Raw genomic sequence first — 18,981 nt, forward strand, 5'->3', positions numbered from 1 at the left:
GAGCTGAATCAGGACGCCACCTCCTACAGCAGTCGCAAGGCGAGCTCGCTCCCTGCTTGCAGGTACCTTACCTGGGCGGTTACAGCATCTTTGACCACGGCTTCGCCGGTGTCGCTCAGCTTGCCTTTTTTTGCATCAATCACGGCGCTCTGCAATAACTGCATCGCCACGTCCATGGCTTTCTGGAAGGCAGTCATATTGTTGTGCAGGCCGAATTCACGAACAACCGCATCCATGCGCCGATCGGCGTCGTCGCGCAGTGTTCTGTACTCAACCACGGTCACGTGATCATCCTGGTAAATATCGCGGATCAGCTCTTCCAGTGTTTTGGAAATGGGTGTCATCGGTTCTTCCTTGGAGCAGGGGAGGATTGAAAGCCGAAAGGCTAATCGATGGCGCCGGCGGAAAAAGTCAGCCCTTTCCCACTTGTCAGGTGGGATAGGGCTGCGGTGGATGTAAGAAGATGAGCCCAGCCCATCATTTGGTTCCGTTTCCTACGGCATGACTGGTGGTGTGTAGGAAAGCGTCGTGCCCAGCGCCCACAGCAACACCAGCACCAGCGGCGTGTGCACCAGCAATTGCACGAACGAGAAACCGATCAGATCCCGCGCCTTCAGGCCCAGTACGCCCAGCAGCGGCAGCATGTAGAACGGGTTGATCAGGTTCGGCAGGGCTTCGGCGGCGTTATAGATCTGCACCGCCCAGCCGAGGTGATAGTTCAGATCGTTGGCCACCTGCATAACGTACGGCGCCTCGATGATCCACTTGCCGCCGCCGGACGGAATGAAAAAGCCGAGAATCGCCGAGTACACGCCCATCAGCAGTGCATAGGTGTCGTGGGAGGCAATGCTGACGAAGAAGGTCGAGATGTGATGGGCCAGAGTCTGGGCGTCAGTGCCCTTGACCGTGGTCATCAGCGCCGCAATCGAGCCGTACAGCGGGAACTGGATCAGCACCCCGGTGGTGGTCGGCACGGCGCGCGACACCGCATCGAGGAAGCTGCGCGGGCGCCAGTGCAGCAACGCGCCGAGCATGATGAACAGAAAGTTGTAGGTGTTGAGCCCGGAAATCGCGGTGATCGCAGGTTTGGTCGAGAACTCGTGGAACAGCCATCCGGCCGCCAGCAGCACCAGCAGGATGATCAGCAGCGGGCTGTGCTCCAGCCATTCGCCGGGCCGGGTGCGCGGTTGCAGCGGCGGCAAATTGAAGGCTGGGTCGATGCCGCAGGCCTTGGCGTCACGTGCCGAGTTCGGGCCGGGCGCGGTGGCGTAGGCGATGATGATCGAAATCACGATCAGCGCCAGCAGCATGACTCCCGACTGCCAGAGGAAAATCGTCTGGGTGAACGGAATCACCCCGGTGATCGATAGGATCGACGGCGGCAGGCTGGCCGGGTTGGCCTGCAACTGCGCGGCGGACGACGACAGCCCCAAGGCCCACACGGCTCCGAGGCCAAGGTAGGCGGCGGCACCGGCGGCGCGGTAGTCCATTTTCAGATCGGTGCGGCGGGCGAGGGCGCGGACCAGCAGACCGCCGAACACCAGCGACAGGCCCCAGTTCAACAAGGACGCGACCATCGAAATCAGCGCGACCCAGGCCACGGCGGAGCGGCCGTTCTTCGGGATCCGCGCCAGGCGATCGATCAGCTTCACGGCAGGCGGCGAACTGGCCACCACGTAACCGCCGATCACCACAAAGGCCATCTGCATGGTGAACGGGATCAGGCTCCAGAACCCGTCCCCGAAGGCCATGGCGGCGTCGGTGGGTTTGGCACCCATAGCCAGGGTCGCCAGCGCGACGATGATCACCGCCAGCGCGGCGAATACCCAGGAGTCGGGAAACCAGCGTTCGGCGAAACTTGAACAGCGCAAGGCAAAGCGCGCAGAGCGGCTATCTTCGATATCAACGGCCACGGGAGTACCTCGGATTTTTATGTTTATTGTGGTCTTCGGGGCCTGGCCGGCCCGTCTGGACAGGTGCCAACAGTAAATCAACCGGCGGATTTTTGTGACCGTGTTTTGCCGAATCAGACTATGGTCTAACGGGTTGTCCGGCGGCCCGTTTGCGTAGACCATGGGCGCCTTGGTTTTTTGCCTGCCAGAGTTCTTGCCATGACTGCCCATTCCACAGCCCGACCGGCGCCGTTCAGCCGTTCCGACTACAAGACCCTCGGCCTTGCGGCCCTGGGCGGGGCGCTGGAGATCTACGATTTCATCATTTTCGTGTTCTTCGCCCTGACCCTCAGCCAGCTGTTCTTCCCGCCGGAAATGCCCGAGTGGCTGCGCCTGCTGCAAAGTTTCGGGATCTTCGTCACCGGCTATCTGGCGCGCCCGCTGGGCGGAATCCTGATGGCGCATTTCGCCGACCGGCTGGGGCGCAAGAAAGTCTTCAGCCTGAGCATCCTGATGATGGCGCTGCCGTGCCTGCTGATCGGGATCATGCCGACCTACGCGCAAATCGGCTATTTCGCACCGCTGTTGCTGCTGGCGCTGCGCATCCTGCAAGGCGCGGCGGTGGGCGGTGAAGTGCCGAGCGCCTGGGTGTTTGTGGCCGAGCACGCGCCGGCCGGCCATCGCGGTTATGCCCTGGGCTTTCTGCAGGCCGGTTTGACCTTCGGTTATTTGATCGGCGCACTGACTGCGACCTTCCTGGCGCAAGTGTTCACCCCCGCCGAAGTGCTGGATTACGCGTGGCGTTATCCGTTCCTGCTCGGCGGCGTGTTCGGTGTGATCGGCGTCTGGTTGCGCCGCTGGCTGAGCGAAACCCCGGTGTTCATGGCCATGGAGGCGCAGCGCGAGGCGCGGGTCGAACTGCCGCTGCGCACCGTGCTGCGCGATCATCGCCTGGCCATGTTGCCGGCGATGCTTCTGACCTGCGTGCTGACCTCGGCGGTGGTGGTGTTCGTGGTCATCACCCCGACCATGATGCAGAAATCCTTTGGCATGACCGCCGGCCACACCTTCGCGCTCAGCGCATTGGGCATCGTCTTCCTGAATATCGGTTGTGTGATTGCCGGTCGACTGGTCGATCGCATCGGCGCGTGGCGCACGGTCATGCTCTACAGTCTGTTGCTGCCACTGGGGATCGGCCTGCTTTACACCTGCCTGATCAGCGGCGGTGACTGGGTCGGTCTGGCTTACGCCGTCGCCGGATTGTGCTGTGGCGTGGTCGGTGCGGTGCCGTCGGTGATGGTCAGCCTGTTCCCGGCGCGGATCCGCGTTTCCGGGATCTCCTTCACCTACAACATTGCCTACGCCGCCTGGGCCAGTGTCACACCGTTGCTGCTGATCGGTCTGATGCCGTGGAGTCCGTGGATCTGTGTGATGTTCTGCGCTGTGATGGGCGCGGTAGGTGTCGCCAGTGCGGCGTATTTTGGTTCGCGAATGCCACGCGCGGAGCAGTGTGCCGTGGCCGGCACCGCCTGAGTTGTCGAGGCGTAACTATTTTTGTAGGACACGCCTCAAACGCTCTTCAGAAAAGCCCTCCAAGGCCGATGGTTAGGCTGTGTGTCCGCTATCCATCCAGTCCATCGGTGCTCTCCCCCATGTTCAACAAACGCCTGAAGCAAGAGCTGGCGGCTCTTCGTGAAGAACTCTCCAGCCTTCTGCAAGTGAAGGAGAGCCTGGAAAGCGAGATGCTGGTGCTCAATCTCGAGCCTGACGGACGGATTCAGTCGGTCAACCAGAACTTCCTCAGCGAAATGCTCTACAAGAGCCACGACCTGATCGGCCGCGCCATCGAAGACATCGTGCCGGCCCATGTGAAATCCGACGAGTTTCATCACCGCTTCAAGGCCGCTTTGACCCGTGGCGAGCATTTCGCCGGCGCTGTGCGTCTTTCCCGCGGTAATGGCGAAGAGGCGTGGTTGCGTTCGATCGTGCAGCCGATTCGTTCATCGGATGGCCGGATCAAACATTTTTCGATTTTCTCCAGCGACCTGACCCGCACCATCGAGGCCTCCCGCGAACACGAAAACCTGATCGGCGCACTGGTGCGTTCGACCGCCGTGATCGAGTTCGACCTCAGCGGAAACGTGCTGAGTGCCAACGACCGGTTTCTCCAGGGCATGGGTTACAGCCTGGCGCAGATCAAGGGCAAACATCACCGCCAGTTCTGCGAGCCGGAGGAGTACAACAGCGCCGAGTACCAGAACTTCTGGCGTCGCCTGAACAACGGCGAATTTGTCGCCGGCCGTTTCAAGCGGATCGACAGCCATGGTCGTGTCGTCTGGCTGGAGGCGTCTTACAACCCGGTGCTCGATGCCAACGAAAAACTCTACAAAGTGGTGAAGTTCGCCACGGTGATCACCGATCAGGTCAATCAGGAACAGGCCGTCGCCGACGCCGCCAATATCGCCTACAGCACGTCCCTGCAGACCGACAGCACCGCCCAGCGCGGCACCCGTGTGGTGACTGAAGCGGTCAATGTGATGCGCGATTTGTCCAGGCACATGCAGACTGCCGGCGAAGGCATCGAGGCGCTGAACGAGCAATCCCAAGTGATCGGCACCATCGTCAAGACCATCAGCGGCATTGCCGAACAGACCAACCTGCTGGCGCTTAACGCCGCCATCGAAGCCGCTCGCGCCGGTGAACAGGGGCGCGGGTTTGCGGTGGTGGCCGACGAAGTGCGGCAACTGGCCTCGCGGACCAGCCAGGCGACCGAAGAAATCGTCGGCGTGGTGCGCCAGAACCAGGACATGGCGCGCAACGCCGTGGCCCTGATGACCGACGGCAAGCAACAGGCCGAACAAGGGCTGGCGCTGGCGGCCGAGGCCGGTACGGTGATCGTCGAGATCCAGGACGGCGCGCAGAAAGTGGTGAACGCGGTCGGCCAGTTTGCCAATCAGTTATCCAGCTGATGCTGTCAGGCGAAGGGATTGTCCATGGCAATCCCTTCGCGGTTTTTATCCCGCTACAATCGGCTCTTTTTCCCGGAGCAGATCCCATGAGCGAGTCTTTCCGTCGCCCGGTTCCCCTGAACAAAGCCTACCGCCTGCTCAATCACGGGCCGACCGTGCTGGTCAGCGCCGCCCATGCCGGGCAGCGCAACATCATGGCCGCGGCGTGGGCCATGCCGCTGGATTTCGAACCGCCGAAAGTCGCGGTGGTCCTCGACAAATCAACCTGGACCCGGCAACTGCTCGAGGCGTCGGGCACCTTCGTTCTCAACGTTCCTTGTGTGAATCAGGCTGACATCGTGCAGACCGTCGGCTCGACTTCGGGCTTGGAAATCAATCGCGATCAAGGTCAGGACAAGTTCCAGGCGTACGGCTTGCAAAGCTTCGCTGGCGAGCAGATCGAGGCACCGATGCTGGACGGTTGTGTGGCCTGGCTCGAATGCCGGTTGCTGCCGGAGCCGCGCAATCACGAACAGTACGATCTGTTCCTGGCCGAGGTGATCGCGGCGCAGGCTGATTCGCGGGTGTTCAGCGATGGACGCTGGCATTTTGAAGGGCATGATGAGTTGCGCACGCTGCACCACGTGGCCGGGGGGCATTTCCTGACGATTGGCGATCCGGTGGATGGCAAGATGCTCTAGGTTTGAGCGCCGCTGGATGACAAGTCATGGCCGGATGTTGCAATACAAAAAAGGCTTACCTCTCGGTAAGCCTTTTTCAGTTGGCAGCGCTGATTCAATCCCCCAACGCTACCCCTTCACGCCGAGGATCTGCCCCACCTGACAGCGTTGCCTTCCCCTGAGCATCCTTGACCCGCACGATGGCCTGGGTGCCGCTGGTCATGTCGATTTCGTTGACGGTGTGGCCCTTGTCCTTGAGTGCCTGGATCAGCGTCGGGCTGAACTGGCCCTGTTCCAGTTCAGTGGGGCCGTTGCGGCTGCCGAAGTTGGGCAGGCTGATGGCGCTTTGCGGGTCGAGGTTCCAGTCGAGCAGGCCGACGGTGGTTTTGGCCACGTATTCGATGATCTGCGAGCCGCCGGGAGAGCCAACGGTGGCGACGAACTCGCCGCTGTTGCGGTCGAAGATCAGGGTCGGCGCCATCGACGAGCGCGGGCGTTTGCCGGGCTCCACGCGGTTGGCGACTTTCTGTCCGTTCTCTTCCGGGATGAACGAGAAGTCGGTCATCTGGTTGTTGAGCAAGAAGCCCTGAACCATCAGGTGCGAGCCGAAGGCTGCTTCGATGGTGGTGGTCATCGACACGGCGCCACCGAAGTCATCCACGGCAACCACTTGCGAGGTGGAAATGCGCAGCGGCGAGCGATCCGGCGCGTAGGCAACCTGCACGCCCGGAGGTGTGCCGGGTTTGGCGGTGCCCATGCTGCGTTCGCCGATCAGGCTGGCGCGGCTGGCCAGGTAATCCGGGTCGACCAAACCTTTGACCGGCACCGGCACGAAGTCGGTATCGGCTACGTATTGCGCGCGGTCGGCGTAGGCCAGGCGCTCGGCTTCGGCGATCAGGTGCACGGCTTGCGGTGCCGGTTCGATGCCGGCGGGTTTATCGGTTTTCACTGGCTTGAGCGGCGTCAGAGCCAGACGCGGATCGCGGGTTTCCAGCGCCTGCAAGGTGCCGAGAGTCTGCGCCACCGCAATCCCGCCCGATGATGGCGGCGGCATCCCGCAAACCTGCCAGCGTTTGTAGTCGGTGCACAGTGGCGCGCGCTCCTTGGCCTGATAGTGCTGAAGGTCGGTCAGCGACAGGCTTCCGGGGTTGGCGTGGCCCTGAACCTTGGCCACGATTTCTTCGGCGATCGGGCCTTTGTACAGCGCGTCCGCACCTTCGTTGGCGATGCGTTTGAGCACGGCGGCCAGCGCCGGGTTTTGCAGTCGCGTGCCGACGGCTTTGACGCTGCCATCGCTGTTCAGAAAGTACCTGGCCATGTCTGGCGAGCGGCGTATCTCCGGATCGGATTTCAGCAGCGAATGCAGGCGCGGGGAGATCGCAAAACCCTGCTCGGCGAGTTTGATCGCCGGTTCGAACAGCTTGGCCCACGGCAAGCGGCCGTGCTTTTTGTGCGCCAGTTCCAGCGCTCGCATCACGCCCGGCGTGCCGACGGAGCGTCCACCGATCTGCGCCTGCGGGAACGGCATCGGTTTGCCGTCGGCTTGTAGAAACAGCTTTTCGGTCGCACCGGCCGGTGCGGTTTCGCGACCGTCATAGGTGCGCACCTGTTTACCATCCCACAGCACGATCATCGCGCCACCGCCGATCCCCGAGGACTGCGGTTCGACCAGGGTCAACACGGCTTGCATTGCAATGGCGGCATCGATGGCGGAACCACCCTGACGCAACATCTCGCGCCCGGCCTCGGCGGCTAATGGATTGGCAGCGGCGGCCATGTGTTTTTCGGCGTGGCTGGCTTGCAGGCCGGTGCGGTAACCGGAGGCGGCTTCCGGTGCCAGCGGCAGGGTCGAGGAGGGCGGGGCGTTGCAGGCCGTGAGGGCGATGGCGCTGACGATCAGTGTCAAGGCGGGCAGGCGGAAACGGTTCAGGGGCAGGGCTGGAAACACGCGGGGCTCTCCGTCCGTGGGATAAAAGTCTGACGGACTGTATCGACCGGCCGTGTACGACGCAAACCGCAGGTGTGTTTGTCCTTCATGCCTTGGCGAATTTTCTGTAGGGTCAGAGCCAATAGTGAAGCCAGAACAATCAACAAGAGGCCGCCATGCACAACGCATTTCCGACACAGCCCAGCTATCGCGAACAGCGCGAGCGCTTTCTTGCCGCCGCGAAGGTGGCGGGTGCCACGCTCTCTTTGTACGTGCATCCGCTCAATGGGCCGTTTGGCGAGTCTTTGGGTACCGATGTCGCGGTGCTGGGGGATCCAGCGGCCAGACGGCGCCTGGTGGCGCTCAGCGGCACCCACGGTGTTGAGGGTTATTACGGTTCGGAGTGCCAGATCGACTGGCTGAAGCATTTCACGCCGGAGTCGCTGCCGAAGGATGTCGCGGTGGTGATGGTTCACCTGATCAACCCGTGGGGCACGGCATGGCTGCGGCGGGTCAATGAAGACAACATCGACCTCAACCGCAATCACCTGGATTTCAACCGACCGCTTCCGGACAACCGTGCTTACGCCGCGCTGCATGAAATCTACGCCTGCACCGACTTGAATGGTCCCGAGCGGCAAAAGGCTGATGCCTTGCTCGATGCGCAAATTGCCGAGCATGGCTGGCCGGCAGTCATGTCGATTGTCGAGGGCGGGCAGCACAGTCATCCCGACGGATTGTTTTTTGGCGGGCTCGCGCCGAGCTGGTCGAATCGCACGCTGCATTCAATCATCGAGAATCATCTGGCCGGTGCTGAAACCGTGATGTGTTTCGACCTGCACACCGGCGCCGGCGAGTACGGGCATCCGATGCTGCTGACGATTACCCAGGCGCCGTATCCGGCACTGGCCCAAGCGCAATCCATTTACGGCCCGTGGCTCTACACGCTGCACACCGGTGCCGAAACCTTGAGTGATACCGGTGTTGCGGCAACCGCTACGGGTTACACCTCGCAGGCGCTGCTTAGTGCGCTGCCGAATGTGCAACTGATGCCGTTCGTGATCGAGTGCGGGACTTATCCGGGGCCGGACGTGCATCGTTACCTGCGCGATGATCACTGGCTGCATTTGCATGGCGATCCGCTGGATGCGACGGGGCGCGAGATCAAACTGAATCTGCTGGAGCAGTTCTATCCCGCCGATCCGGACTGGCGGGCGATGATCGGTTTGCGCACGCGGCAGATCTGGGCGAAAGGGCTCGCGGCCCTGGGATAATAGGTATAAACAAACGGCTTGCCCTTCGGTAAGCCGTTTTGACTGCTTGGATATTTGCAGTGGTGGGACTATGGGGGCCTGATGTTCACTGCTTGAAGCCAGGCAGTCCGTTGGTCGCACGCCATTCTTTCACGGTCTTCGTAATGCCCACGGCAGAGTTGTCCTCTCCTGGTTCGGGATAAAAAATCAAGTCGGTCCCATCCGGGTGACCCGTAAGCTTTCTGAATTGTGCCAGCAGCTCGCCAAGCTCCGTATCCGATCCACTTTTATTGGTGGCACGTATTTTTTCGATGAAACGGATAAATTCGGTTTCAGTGTATTCAGATATTTTTTCCATGTGTGTTCACTGTTTTTTATGTTGAAAGATGTGATTTTTAGGGGTGTTGATTCGGAGGTTGTCTATGTCGTAGACAGCGCCGCCATCAGTAATCCGCTCGACGTGATGTATTTCAAATACCCCTCTTGTGCCTACAGACTCCCTGTCTCGAACCGCGGGTGCGTTGCCCGACATTAAACGATCTTGGGCATCCGAATTGAACTGATCGAAAAGTTCTGGATCATCCCGCACGGCTTGCCAGAGTGCTTTTCTGAACGCGTCGAAACTTGAAAACTCCCGCCCTCTGAGCCTGTCCGCTATTCGCGTGGGAATTGGCACACCAATCCCCGTTCCTGCTCCCGCTAGCCATATCCCGGAAACATCCTCACCAATCCCCGTCACCGTCCCGGGCGTCAATCTGGCCGGCTTAGAAAACACCACATACAACGACTTCAGCCCGGTCTCCGCCGGAAACACCAGAATACAATCCTCGGCGGTGATGTCTTCGCCGGGCAGGATTTCAATCTGGCTGTCGGTGTTCGCCGCGATCGGATGGACGAGAATCGTGCTGAGTGGTTCGCCGTGTTCCGGATACACCAGCGGCGGCATCGATCCCAGCGGCCCGCGTTGCGGCGTCCACAAAATCGTGATGCCGTTGAGCTTCGCCTCCATGGCGGTCTTATCGTTGTTCCACTCGACTTTTACGGTACGCACGGAGTCGTCGCCCGAGACGCCGGTGTGGATGCCGTAGACCTGCATGACGCCTTCGGCATCGCGTCGGAACTGGAAGCGCACGCGAGTGGTGGCGCGGGGTAGGGTGCGCAGTTGTTCGTCGGTATAACGGGTGCCGTCGCCCATTCTGGCCGGCAGCATCCCTAGGATGAAAACACTGGCCGGGCCTGTCGCACCACGGATTGCCCAGTTGAGACGTTGCTGCAGAATTCCACCGCCCGCCATGCGCCCCAAGGCCAGATCGGCGCCGATTGCTTTCGCTACGACCTTACTGGCTGCGGGAAAGCGTATGGCGCCCGCCACCATGATCTTGCCGAAACTGGAGGCTGGCTCAGGTGTTGTGCCGGCATCCGTTCGACACCAGTTGTCCGGTGTGCAGGACTTGGCAAATACCAGATCGTCGCGGGGCTTTGGGGTTGGCCATTCATCTGTTGGAACGTAGACGGGTTCCGGCTCTCGGGGCGGAAACCAGGCGGCCCATGAGGCGCCGCCGTTCGGAAGCTTTCGGCGCCAGATATCATCGAAAAGGTTTTTGTCCGGGTCCATGACAACTCCCTGTCTGTCTTTGGATCAAGACAGGGGAGCTTGTCGACCAATCGCGATGGCGATCAAATCGACTTGCCGGGATGCGCGTGCTTGAACGAACGAAAAATCCTCTTCGTACGCTTTTCGCACCCGGTTCCTACGGAGCCAGCCGATTCACTGAGGAAGGGCACTTTTCTCGAGGCATAAAAAACGGCCTACCTTTCGGTAAGCCGTTTTTAGTACTTGGTGGCTACACAGGGACTTGAACCCCGGACCCCAGCATTATGAATGCTATGCTCTAACCAACTGAGCTATGTAGCCAAGTGGCGCGCATTATTCCCCTGAAATGGAAAAGCGTCAAGCGTAAATTCAAAATATTTCTTCTTATTTTCAACCGCTTATCCTCCCGCGCCGAAAATCGGCGCGGGAGGGGCTTTCAACGCAGCTGAAATCTTCCGGTGTTGGCACTCAAGGCATGGCTGCCCTGGCTCAAGGTGTCCGCCGCAAGATTCACGGCCCGCGCGCCTTCGAGCAGGCGAACCGCCGCCTGATCCACCTGCTGGATATTGCCGCTGACCTCATCGGCGGTGCTGGCCTGTTCTTCGACCGCCGTGGCGATCTGGGCGAGGGTGTCGGTGACGCTCTGCACGGCGCTGGCGATTTCCCCCAGGCGTTCGCCAAGTCCCGTGACGGCTTCCGCGTCCGATTGCGCCTGGCCGCATGCCGCTTCCATCAGGCTCACGGCTTCGTTGACCGTATTGCGCAGGCTGTCGACCGTACCGGCGATCTGCGCCGTGGATGATTGCGTACGTTGCGACAGGCTGCGCACCTCGTCGGCCACCACGGCAAAGCCACGACCTTGTTCACCCGCGCGAGCGGCCTCGATAGCGGCGTTGAGTGCGAGCAGGTTGGTCTGCTCGGCGACGCCGCGAATGGTGTCGACTACCAGTTGAATCTGCTGCCCTTGCTCGCTGACCCGACCGAGCGCTGCGGCAGTTTCGTTCAGACGCTGATTGAGCTGCTGGATGCTCGCCGTGGTGCGTTGACTGTCACGGCTGCTGTCGGCAGCGATGCGCCGGGTGTGCTGGGCGCTGCCCGAAGCCTGTTCGCAACTCTGCGCCACGCCTTGGGACGTCGCCGCCAGTTGCGTGGCCGCTGCAGCGATCTGACTGATCTGCAATTGTTGCGCTTCGACTTCGCTGAGAGCGCCGCTGGAGTGATCGTTGAGGCTGCGTACCGCGTTGCTCAGTTGCGAAGTCTCGTGATCGACACCCAGCAGGCTGGTGCGCAGTTGCAATACGGCCACGTTGAGCGCGGTGCTGATCGACGCCAGTTCATCACGGCCCACGACCGGCACTTGCAAGCTCAGATTGCCGTCGCGCAGAGCCTCGGCGAGCAGCGTGATGCCGCTGGCGCTACGACGGATCGAGGCTTGCAGGCAGACGAACAAGTACAGCGCCGCCAGCAACAGGCAACCGAAGACCGCCGCGACGATGATGAACTGACGAATCGCCGATCCGTGGTAGTCATCCAGCCGCTGATCCAGCGACACCAGCGATTGCTGGCGCAGCGTGGCGAGGTTGCCGAGCAGGGCGTCGAGGCTGCGCTCGAACTCTTCCGGCTTGAGATTGATGCTGCCGCCGAACACGCCGTCATCCAGCACTTTCAATCCGGCGTCCAGCTGTTTGAGGCTGTCGTGATATTGCCCGGCCCAGCCTTGCAGGGCTGGCGGCAGACGCGCTTCAAGCAGGCCAGCGGTTTTTACCAGCTGCTCGCGGGCATCGCCGATGCGGCTGCGCAGATCACGCAGTTGCAAGCGGCTTTGCAGGGTGAACTGACCGGAAACTACAGACGCCTGGCCGACGGCTGCCAGTCGGCCGACCCGCTCGATCAGGTCTGGTGCGTGCTGGGTGGAAATCTGTGTCAGCAGATAGGTTTCCAGCCATGGCGCGAGGATCAGGCGATTGTCCATCGCGATTTGCTCACGCAAAGCTTGCAGGGCGCTGAGGGCGTTGGTGAAGCGGTCGTAACCATCCGGCCACCAACCGACACCGGAAAGGCTTTTCGAGTCCAGACCATTGAGCGCGGCTTGCAGGGCCTGATAGCGGGTCAGGGTTTCACCTTCCGCGCCTTCGGCTTGCAAGGCACTGCCCAGCTCCAGCGTCGCCTGGGCAACGGCAGGCTGCACGCCATCGAAGGCGGCCACGGCGGCCAGAGTCGCGGGTGTCGGCTGGCGGTTGGTTTCCGTGGCGCGCCAGCGGGCGGCGCGGTCGCGTTGGGCGGCGAGCAGGTTGTCTAGTGCATCGAGGGCGAGCAACTGCCGCACACCGGCACGTTCACCGGCGATCAGGTTAAGTTTGTCGCGATAGTCCTGGCCGATCATCAACAGGCTGCCGACCAATGGCAGGATAAACAGCAGAAACAACAACTGGAATTTACGTGCGAACCCAAATCGCCCCAGCAACCTGATCCCCGGTGATAAAAAAGCCTGCATGCCCCATGACTCCTCTGGACACCACGCACCATCGGCGTGCATCGCGGTCGTTGCGACCGGGACTGGTGCCCTGCTAAAAGGCCTCGAAAGTTCACCCTTGCCCGCTCTGTAGGCCGGCTCTGTAGCGAAACTTCCCATTCTCGATGCCCTTTGTAAGGGCGCCGCGTTCAAGCGGATAAGCAAGGCAAGATTCAGACCATGGCGTTGCGCTATCACTTGCGGCGCGACGACTGAATAGTTCGTTAGCTGGCTAAGGGGATGGCGCTGGCGCACCGAAAAATGGCACATTGACGCACCTGCCCGCGTGCACCCATCTGCAGTCCGGAAATTCCCATGGCTATCAGCAACGTTCAGACCGCCGCTGCCTCGGCGTCCGCTCCTCCCCAGAGCAGTCCACTGGTGATGCGCATCATCGGCGCGGTGGCGCTGGCGCATTTGATCAATGACCTGATCCAGTCGGTGCTGCCGTCGATCTATCCGATGCTCAAGGCCAACTATGGTTTGAGTTTTACCCAGGTCGGCCTGATTACCCTGACCTTTCAGTTGACCGCGTCGCTGTTGCAGCCGTGGGTCGGTTATCACACCGACCGGCATCCGAAACCGTGGCTGCTGCCCGCCGGTTCCGTGTGCACGTTGATCGGCATTGTGATGATGTCGATGGTCGGCAGTTTCCCTCTTATCTTGCTGGCGGCGGCGCTGATCGGCATCGGATCTTCGACCTTCCACCCTGAAGCCTCCCGCATCGCGCGGTTGGCCTCGGGCGGGCGTTTCGGTCTGGCGCAATCGACCTTTCAGGTCGGTGGTAACGCCGGTTCAGCCTTCGGCCCGTTGCTGGCAGCGGCGATCATCATTCCTTTCGGGCAGGGCAACGTGGCCTGGTTCGGGCTGTTCGCGGTGTTTGCGTTGTTCGTGCTCTATCGCATCAGTCGCTGGTACGCCCATCACCTGAACCTGTTCAAGCTCAAGGCCGGCCAGGCCGCCACTCATGGACTGTCGAAGGGCAGGGTGGTCAGTGCGCTGGTGGTGCTGGGGCTGCTGGTGTTCTCCAAGTATTTCTACATGGCCAGCCTGACCAGTTACTTCACCTTCTACCTGATCGAGAAGTTCGACCTGTCGGTGGCCAGTTCGCAGCTGCATCTGTTCCTGTTCCTCGGCGCGGTGGCGGCGGGTACGTTCTTTGGCGGGCCGATTGGCGACAAGATCGGGCGCAAGGCGGTGATCTGGTTCTCGATCCTCGGCGTGGCACCGTTCACGCTGCTCATGCCCCATGTCGACCTGTTCTGGACCAGCGTCCTGAGCGTGGTGATCGGCTTCATCCTGGCTTCGGCGTTTTCGGCGATTGTGGTGTACGCGCAGGAACTGGTGCCAGGCAATGTCGGAATGATTGCCGGGGTGTTCTTCGGACTGATGTTCGGCTTTGGCGGTATTGGTGCTGCGTTGCTCGGGCATCTGGCGGACATTCACGGCATCGAACACGTGTACTTCCTGTGCTCGTTCCTGCCGCTGTTCGGGGTGCTGGCGATCTTCCTGCCAAGAACCAAGAAGGCCTGACGGGCCGAATTTCAGGCACAAAAAAGCCGCGTATCAAACGCGGCTTTTTCATGGGTGCAGCTTTTACACGTTGAAGCGGAAGTGCATCACGTCGCCGTCCTTGACGATGTAGTCTTTGCCTTCCAGGCGCCATTTACCGGCTTCCTTGGTGCCTGCTTCGCCCTTGTACTGGATGAAGTCGTTGTAGGCGATCACTTCGGCGCGGATGAAGCCTTTCTCGAAGTCAGTGTGGATCACGCCGGCGGCTTGCGGTGCGGTGGCACCGACGCGGACGGTCCAGGCGCGGACTTCTTCGACACCGGCGGTGAAGTAGGTCTGCAGGTGCAGCATTTCGTAGCCGGCACGGATCACGCGGTTCAGGCCAGGCTCTTCCAGGCCCAGGGCCTCGAGAAACATGTCTTTCTCTTCGCCGTCGTCCAGCTCGGCGATTTCCGCTTCGATCTTGTTGCAGACCGGAACAACCATCGCGCCTTCTTCTTCGGCGATGGCCTTGACCACGTCCAGATGCGGGTTGTTCTCGAAACCGTCTTCAGCGACGTTGGCGATGTACATGACCGGCTTGGTGGTCAGCAGGTGGAAGCCCTTGATGATCGCTTTTTCGTCGGCGCTCATGTTCTTCATCAGGCTGCGCGCAGGCTTGCCTTCGCTGAAGTGCGGGATCAGTTGTTCCAGCAGAGCCTTCTGGGCCACTGCATCCTTGTCACCGCCCTTGGCGTTGCGCGCGACTTTCTGCAGTTGCTTCTCGCAGCTGTCGAGGTCGGCGAAGATCAGTTCCAGGTCGATGATTTCGATGTCGCGCTTCGGGTCGACGCTGTTGGAAACGTGGATCACGTTATCGTCTTCGAAGCAGCGCACGACGTGGGCGATCGCGTCGGTTTCACGGATGTTAGCCAGGAACTTGTTGCCCAGGCCTTCACCTTTCGACGCGCCGGCAACCAGGCCCGCGATGTCGACGAATTCCATGGTGGTCGGCAGGATGCGCTTCGGATTGACGATGGCCGCCAGAGCGTCCAGACGCGGATCCGGCATCGGCACGATGCCGCTGTTCGGCTCGATGGTGCAGAAGGGGAAGTTCTCGGCCGCGATCCCGGATTTGGTCAGGGCGTTGAACAGGGTGGACTTGCCGACGTTAGGCAGGCCGACGATGCCGCAATTGAATCCCATGGTGTTTCCCCTCGGATTAGAGTCAGGCCTTCTGGCTGTGCAGGTTTTTCATCGCGCGGTTCCATTCACCGGCGAGGATATCCGGCAGCACGCCGAGGGCAAAGTCGATGCTGGCATCGAGTTTTTCCTGTTCGGCGCGTGGCGCACGACCCAGGACGAAATTTGAAACCATACTGGCGACGCCCGGGTGGCCGATGCCAAGCCGCAGGCGGTGGAACGTATTCTGATTGCCCAATTGCGCAATGATGTCGCGCAACCCGTTGTGACCGCCATGGCCGCCGCCGACTTTGAGTTTGGCGACGCCCGGAGGCAGATCGAGTTCGTCGTGTGCCACCAGGATCTCTTCAGGCTTGATGCGGAAGAAACCGGCGAGTGCCGCCACGGCCTGGCCGCTGCGGTTCATGTAGGTGGTGGGAATCAGCAGACGAACATCCTGACCCTGATGCGAAAAACGCCCGGTCAGGCCGAAATACTTGCGATCGGCCACGAGATTCACATTCTGTGCGTGGGCGATGCGCTCAACAAAAAGGGCCCCTGCGTTATGCCGGGTCTGCTCGTATTCAGCGCCTGGATTTCCCAGGCCAACGATCAGTTTGATGGCAGTCACGATAGGGGCCCTTCCTTTGAGTGGTGGATAACATCGCCGCGATCAGGGAAGGCGGCGAAAGTGGACGAAAAATGCTCATTTACCATGGATGTAAACTCCGCGTTCCCGCCCGCTTTCTCGCTACGTTCCAGTCCGCGATGTTACCTGCTCACTCAGGCATGACAGAGTGAATTACTCTGCTGCGCCTTCTTCGGTAGCTTCTGGAGCAACACGTGGAGCGTGGACGTTGGCAACAGCCTTGTCATCGCCGTGTGCCAGAGCAACGAACTCAACGCCTTTAGGAGCCTTGATGTCCGACAGGTGAACGATGGTGCCGATTTCAGCGTTAGCCAGGTCGACTTCGATGAACTCAGGCAGATCTTTCGGCAGGCAGGAAACTTCGATCTCGGCAACAACGTGCGAGATTTCGCCGCCTTTCTTCACTGGAGCAGCTTCGTTGATGAAGTGCACAGGAACGATAGCGGTCAGTTTCTGGCCAGCTACAACGCGTACGAAGTCAGCGTGCATCACGTGGCCTTTGGCCGGGTGACGTTGCAGAGCCTTGATGATCACGTTCTGCTTGGTGCCACCAACGTTCAGTTCGATAACGTGGCTGTAGGCAGCTTCGTTTTCGAGCAGTTTGGCAACTTCTTTGGCCAGCATGCTGATGGATTCAGGGGCTTTGTCGCCACCGTAAACAACAGCTGGAACCAGGGCAGCGAGACGACGCAGGCGGCGGCTCGCACCTTTCCCCAGGTCGGAACGCAGTTCAGCATTCAAAGTAAAATCGTTCATTTTGTATCTCCAAAATAGCCATGACCGAGTGGCGTTTGCGACCAGCGCCGAACACGGTATGGGCAAAAAAGCCCCGCCCCGGCAGAAATGCCGGGGCGGGGCGCTTTTCGTCAACGAGACATTTCGAGAAGGGCAGGGCCCTTAACGGAACATCGCGCTGATCGATTCTTCATTGCTGATGCGGCGAACCGCTTCGGCAACAACCGGTGCGATATCCAGTTGACGGATACGTGCACAGGCTTGTGCTGCAGCGGACAGCGGGATGGTGTTAGTCACCACCAGCTCGTCCAGCACGGAATTTTCGATATTCTCGATGGCCCGACCTGACAGCACAGGGTGTGTGCAGTAGGCAAAGACCTTGGCTGCGCCATGCTCTTTCAGGGCCTTGGCCGCATGGCACAGAGTGCCGGCGGTATCGACCATGTCATCGACCAGGATGCAGGTACGCCCTTCGACATCACCGATGATATGCATCACTTCAGAGTGATTGGCTTTCTCACGGCGTTTGTCGATGATCCCGAGATCCACGCCCAGGGATTTGGCAACGGCACGTGCACGCACGACGCCACCAATGTCCGGGGACACGATCATCAGGTTCTCGAAGCGCTGATCTTCGATGTCATCCACCAGAACCGGGGAGCCGTAGATGTTATCTACCGGAATATCGAAGAAGCCCTGAATCTGGTCAGCATGCAGATCAACCGTGAGAACACGGTCGATGCCGACTACGGTGAGCATGTCAGCAACGACTTTCGCGCTGATAGCCACACGTGCGGAACGCGGACGGCGATCCTGACGGGCATAACCAAAATAAGGAATAACAGCAGTGATACGAGTAGCCGAGGAGCGGCGGAAGGCATCAGCCATCACTACCAGTTCCATCAGGTTATCGTTGGTCGGAGCGCAAGTCGGCTGAATAATGAAGACGTCTTTACCGCGAACGTTTTCATTGATCTCGGCTGTAATTTCGCCGTCGGAGAATTTACCGACAGAGATGTCACCGAGAGGGATATGCAGCTGACGTACGACACGCCGAGCCAGATCGGGGTTAGCGTTCCCCGTAAAGACCATCATCTTGGACACGCGCAGTACCTGAAGGCTGAGGGTATACCTGGATGAGTATAGGAAAATGGCAGGGGCGGCTGGATTCGAACCAACGCATGGCAGGATCAAAACCTGCTGCCTTACCGCTTGGCGACGCCCCTGTATCTGTTGCTTGCAAGTGCCGGGCACTTGATTCCTTTAGAGCAGACTTTGCAGCTTGCGATGCAACATCGAAACGTTGCTTCCTTTTGCTACAAACCCTGTAAGGGTCTCTGTCAGAAGGGCCGAGACTTTATCAGCTTCAGCTTTGCTTGGGAAGCCCCCAAACACACAACTTCCAGTTCCGGTGAGTTTTGCTTCGGTAAAATTACCTAACAAATTCAATGCGTTACGTACTTCTGGATAACGCCTCGAGACCACCGGCAAGCAGTCATTTCGACTGTTTCCCTCGGGAACGGGGCGCACTTTAATGGGCGGCGTGTTACGTGTCAACAAAGGATCTGAAAAAATTTCTGCCGTACTAACAGAGACTTGCGGAACGAGCACGACGTACCACGGTTCGGCGGGCTCGACCGGGGTCAGTTTCTCGCCCACACCTTCGGCGAAAGCTGCGTGGCCACGCACGAACACCGGCACGTCCGCGCCCAGTGTCAGGCCCAGTGCTGCCAGGCGATCTTCATCCCAACCCAGTTGCCACAAGTGATTGAGGCCGAGCAGGGTGGTGGCCGCATTCGAGCTGCCGCCACCAATGCCGCCGCCCATCGGCAGGATCTTGTCGATCCAGATATCGATGCCGAGCGAGCAGCCGGATTGTTCCTGGAGTTTCTTCGCCGCGCGCACGATCAGATTGCTGTCGTGGGGCACGCCGTCGAATTCGGTGTGCAGGCGAATCACGCCGTCGTCACGCACGGCGAAGGTGATTTCGTCGCCGTAGTCGAGGAACTGAAAAAGCGTCTGCAACTCGTGATAACCGTCTTCACGGCGACCGAGAATGTGCAGCATCAGGTTGAGTTTGGCCGGCGAGGGCAAGGTGAGGCGTGGAGCGGTCATGCT

At 60.2% G+C, this 18,981-nt stretch carries 15 protein-coding genes, 2 tRNA genes and 2 pseudogenes; 6 read left to right on the plus strand and 13 right to left on the minus strand.

The genetic code is table 11. The features are described 5' to 3' along the window. Positions 1-23: 23 nt before the first annotated feature. Both ACKUG4_RS26550 and ACKUG4_RS26555 read right to left on the minus strand, forming a co-directional pair. Entirely contained in the window at positions 24-344 is a 321-nt protein-coding gene (locus ACKUG4_RS26550) for a hypothetical protein (RefSeq protein WP_064599413.1), read from the minus strand. A gap of 150 nt (positions 345-494) precedes the next feature. After that, positions 495-1,913 carry a short-chain fatty acid transporter gene (locus ACKUG4_RS26555; RefSeq protein WP_236191062.1) on the minus strand — a complete coding sequence of 473 codons (1,419 nt, stop codon included), beginning with the start codon at positions 1,911-1,913 and terminating at the stop codon, positions 495-497. Between the two features lie 198 nt (positions 1,914-2,111). Here ACKUG4_RS26555 and ACKUG4_RS26560 point away from each other — a divergent pair, with 198 nt between their 5' ends. The 4 genes and pseudogenes from ACKUG4_RS26560 to ACKUG4_RS26575 all read left to right on the plus strand — a co-directional run bounded on the left by ACKUG4_RS26560 (position 2,112) and on the right by ACKUG4_RS26575 (position 5,541). Continuing rightward, positions 2,112-3,425 carry an MFS transporter gene (locus ACKUG4_RS26560; protein ID WP_085649234.1) on the plus strand — a complete coding sequence of 438 codons (1,314 nt, stop codon included), beginning with the start codon at positions 2,112-2,114 and terminating at the stop codon, positions 3,423-3,425. A 209-nt stretch (positions 3,426-3,634) separates the two neighbouring features. Then, a pseudogene (locus ACKUG4_RS26565) lies at positions 3,635-4,321 on the plus strand (PAS domain-containing protein); the annotation flags it as partial. Between the two features lie 108 nt (positions 4,322-4,429). Continuing rightward, a pseudogene (locus tag ACKUG4_RS26570) lies at positions 4,430-4,861 on the plus strand (methyl-accepting chemotaxis protein); the annotation flags it as partial. An 86-nt stretch (positions 4,862-4,947) separates the two neighbouring features. Then, positions 4,948-5,541 carry a flavin reductase family protein gene (locus ACKUG4_RS26575; RefSeq protein WP_445435165.1) on the plus strand — a complete coding sequence of 198 codons (594 nt, stop codon included), beginning with the start codon at positions 4,948-4,950 and terminating at the stop codon, positions 5,539-5,541. 94 nt (positions 5,542-5,635) lie between these two features. On the opposite strand, the gene ggt is transcribed toward ACKUG4_RS26575, so the two are convergent. Next, positions 5,636-7,468, minus strand: coding sequence for a gamma-glutamyltransferase (ggt, locus tag ACKUG4_RS26580; RefSeq protein WP_445435166.1), 1,833 nt, complete (start codon positions 7,466-7,468; stop codon positions 5,636-5,638). Between the two features lie 155 nt (positions 7,469-7,623). Between ggt and ACKUG4_RS26585 the strand changes: the two genes are divergently transcribed. Further along, on the plus strand, positions 7,624-8,721 hold the full coding sequence (locus ACKUG4_RS26585) for a DUF2817 domain-containing protein (protein ID WP_445435167.1): 1,098 nt from the start codon (positions 7,624-7,626) through the stop codon (positions 8,719-8,721). An 85-nt stretch (positions 8,722-8,806) separates the two neighbouring features. Here ACKUG4_RS26585 and ACKUG4_RS26590 read toward each other — a convergent pair whose 3' ends face one another. The 4 genes from ACKUG4_RS26590 to ACKUG4_RS26605 form a co-directional block, all read right to left on the minus strand. Next, positions 8,807-9,058, minus strand: coding sequence for a bacteriocin immunity protein (locus ACKUG4_RS26590; protein ID WP_064599398.1), 252 nt, complete (start codon positions 9,056-9,058; stop codon positions 8,807-8,809). Positions 9,059-9,064: 6 nt separating this feature from the next. Next, on the minus strand, positions 9,065-10,315 hold the full coding sequence (locus ACKUG4_RS26595; protein ID WP_445435168.1) for an S-type pyocin domain-containing protein: 1,251 nt from the start codon (positions 10,313-10,315) through the stop codon (positions 9,065-9,067). Positions 10,316-10,538: 223 nt separating this feature from the next. Then, positions 10,539-10,615 (minus strand) — tRNA-Met (locus tag ACKUG4_RS26600). Positions 10,616-10,730: 115 nt separating this feature from the next. Continuing rightward, positions 10,731-12,788 (minus strand): methyl-accepting chemotaxis protein, encoded by a 2,058-nt coding sequence (locus ACKUG4_RS26605; RefSeq protein WP_445435169.1) that lies wholly within the window; start codon positions 12,786-12,788, stop codon positions 10,731-10,733. 333 nt (positions 12,789-13,121) lie between these two features. Here ACKUG4_RS26605 and ACKUG4_RS26610 point away from each other — a divergent pair, with 333 nt between their 5' ends. Further along, positions 13,122-14,339, plus strand: a complete 1,218-nt coding sequence (locus ACKUG4_RS26610; RefSeq protein ID WP_445435170.1) for an MFS transporter — start codon at positions 13,122-13,124, stop codon at positions 14,337-14,339. Between the two features lie 63 nt (positions 14,340-14,402). On the opposite strand, the gene ychF is transcribed toward ACKUG4_RS26610, so the two are convergent. The 6 genes from ychF to ispE all read right to left on the minus strand — a co-directional run bounded on the left by ychF (position 14,403) and on the right by ispE (position 18,978). Further along, positions 14,403-15,503 carry a redox-regulated ATPase YchF gene (gene ychF / locus ACKUG4_RS26615; RefSeq protein WP_064599392.1) on the minus strand — a complete coding sequence of 367 codons (1,101 nt, stop codon included), beginning with the start codon at positions 15,501-15,503 and terminating at the stop codon, positions 14,403-14,405. 22 nt (positions 15,504-15,525) lie between these two features. After that, a complete protein-coding gene (gene pth, locus ACKUG4_RS26620) occupies positions 15,526-16,110 on the minus strand; it encodes an aminoacyl-tRNA hydrolase (protein WP_007951726.1) in 585 nt (194 codons plus the stop codon). Positions 16,111-16,281: 171 nt separating this feature from the next. Further along, a complete protein-coding gene (locus ACKUG4_RS26625; RefSeq protein WP_011335926.1) occupies positions 16,282-16,884 on the minus strand; it encodes a 50S ribosomal protein L25/general stress protein Ctc in 603 nt (200 codons plus the stop codon). Positions 16,885-17,025: 141 nt separating this feature from the next. Beyond that, the gene (locus ACKUG4_RS26630) at positions 17,026-17,967 is read right to left on the minus strand and encodes a ribose-phosphate pyrophosphokinase (protein WP_003171603.1); all 942 of its coding nucleotides are present in this window, start codon (positions 17,965-17,967) and stop codon (positions 17,026-17,028) included. 47 nt (positions 17,968-18,014) lie between these two features. Then, positions 18,015-18,089: transfer RNA gene (locus ACKUG4_RS26635), tRNA-Gln, on the minus strand. Between the two features lie 37 nt (positions 18,090-18,126). Continuing rightward, positions 18,127-18,978 carry a 4-(cytidine 5'-diphospho)-2-C-methyl-D-erythritol kinase gene (gene ispE, locus ACKUG4_RS26640; protein ID WP_007951723.1) on the minus strand — a complete coding sequence of 284 codons (852 nt, stop codon included), beginning with the start codon at positions 18,976-18,978 and terminating at the stop codon, positions 18,127-18,129. Between the last annotated feature and the right edge of the window lie 3 nt (positions 18,979-18,981).

The organism is Candidatus Pseudomonas auctus (assembly GCF_048654275.1).
Lineage (GTDB): Bacteria > Pseudomonadota > Gammaproteobacteria > Pseudomonadales > Pseudomonadaceae > Aquipseudomonas > Aquipseudomonas pharyngis.

Excerpts from the sequence above, each read along its gene's own strand:
- ACKUG4_RS26550 (WP_064599413.1), bottom strand. The coding sequence starts at position 344 with ATGACACCCATTTCCAAAACACTGGAAGAGCTGATCCGCGATATTTAC.
- ispE (WP_007951723.1), bottom strand. The coding sequence starts at position 18,978 with ATGACCGCTCCACGCCTCACCTTGCCCTCGCCGGCCAAACTCAACCTG.
- ACKUG4_RS26605 (WP_445435169.1), bottom strand. The coding sequence starts at position 12,788 with ATGCAGGCTTTTTTATCACCGGGGATCAGGTTGCTGGGGCGATTTGGG.
- ACKUG4_RS26560 (WP_085649234.1), top strand. The coding sequence starts at position 2,112 with ATGACTGCCCATTCCACAGCCCGACCGGCGCCGTTCAGCCGTTCCGAC.
- ACKUG4_RS26610 (WP_445435170.1), top strand. The coding sequence starts at position 13,122 with ATGGCTATCAGCAACGTTCAGACCGCCGCTGCCTCGGCGTCCGCTCCT.
- ACKUG4_RS26575 (WP_445435165.1), top strand. The coding sequence starts at position 4,948 with ATGAGCGAGTCTTTCCGTCGCCCGGTTCCCCTGAACAAAGCCTACCGC.
- ychF (WP_064599392.1), bottom strand. The coding sequence starts at position 15,503 with ATGGGATTCAATTGCGGCATCGTCGGCCTGCCTAACGTCGGCAAGTCC.
- ACKUG4_RS26585 (WP_445435167.1), top strand. The coding sequence starts at position 7,624 with ATGCACAACGCATTTCCGACACAGCCCAGCTATCGCGAACAGCGCGAG.
- ACKUG4_RS26625 (WP_011335926.1), bottom strand. The coding sequence starts at position 16,884 with ATGAACGATTTTACTTTGAATGCTGAACTGCGTTCCGACCTGGGGAAA.
- ACKUG4_RS26590 (WP_064599398.1), bottom strand. The coding sequence starts at position 9,058 with ATGGAAAAAATATCTGAATACACTGAAACCGAATTTATCCGTTTCATC.
- ACKUG4_RS26595 (WP_445435168.1), bottom strand. The coding sequence starts at position 10,315 with ATGGACCCGGACAAAAACCTTTTCGATGATATCTGGCGCCGAAAGCTT.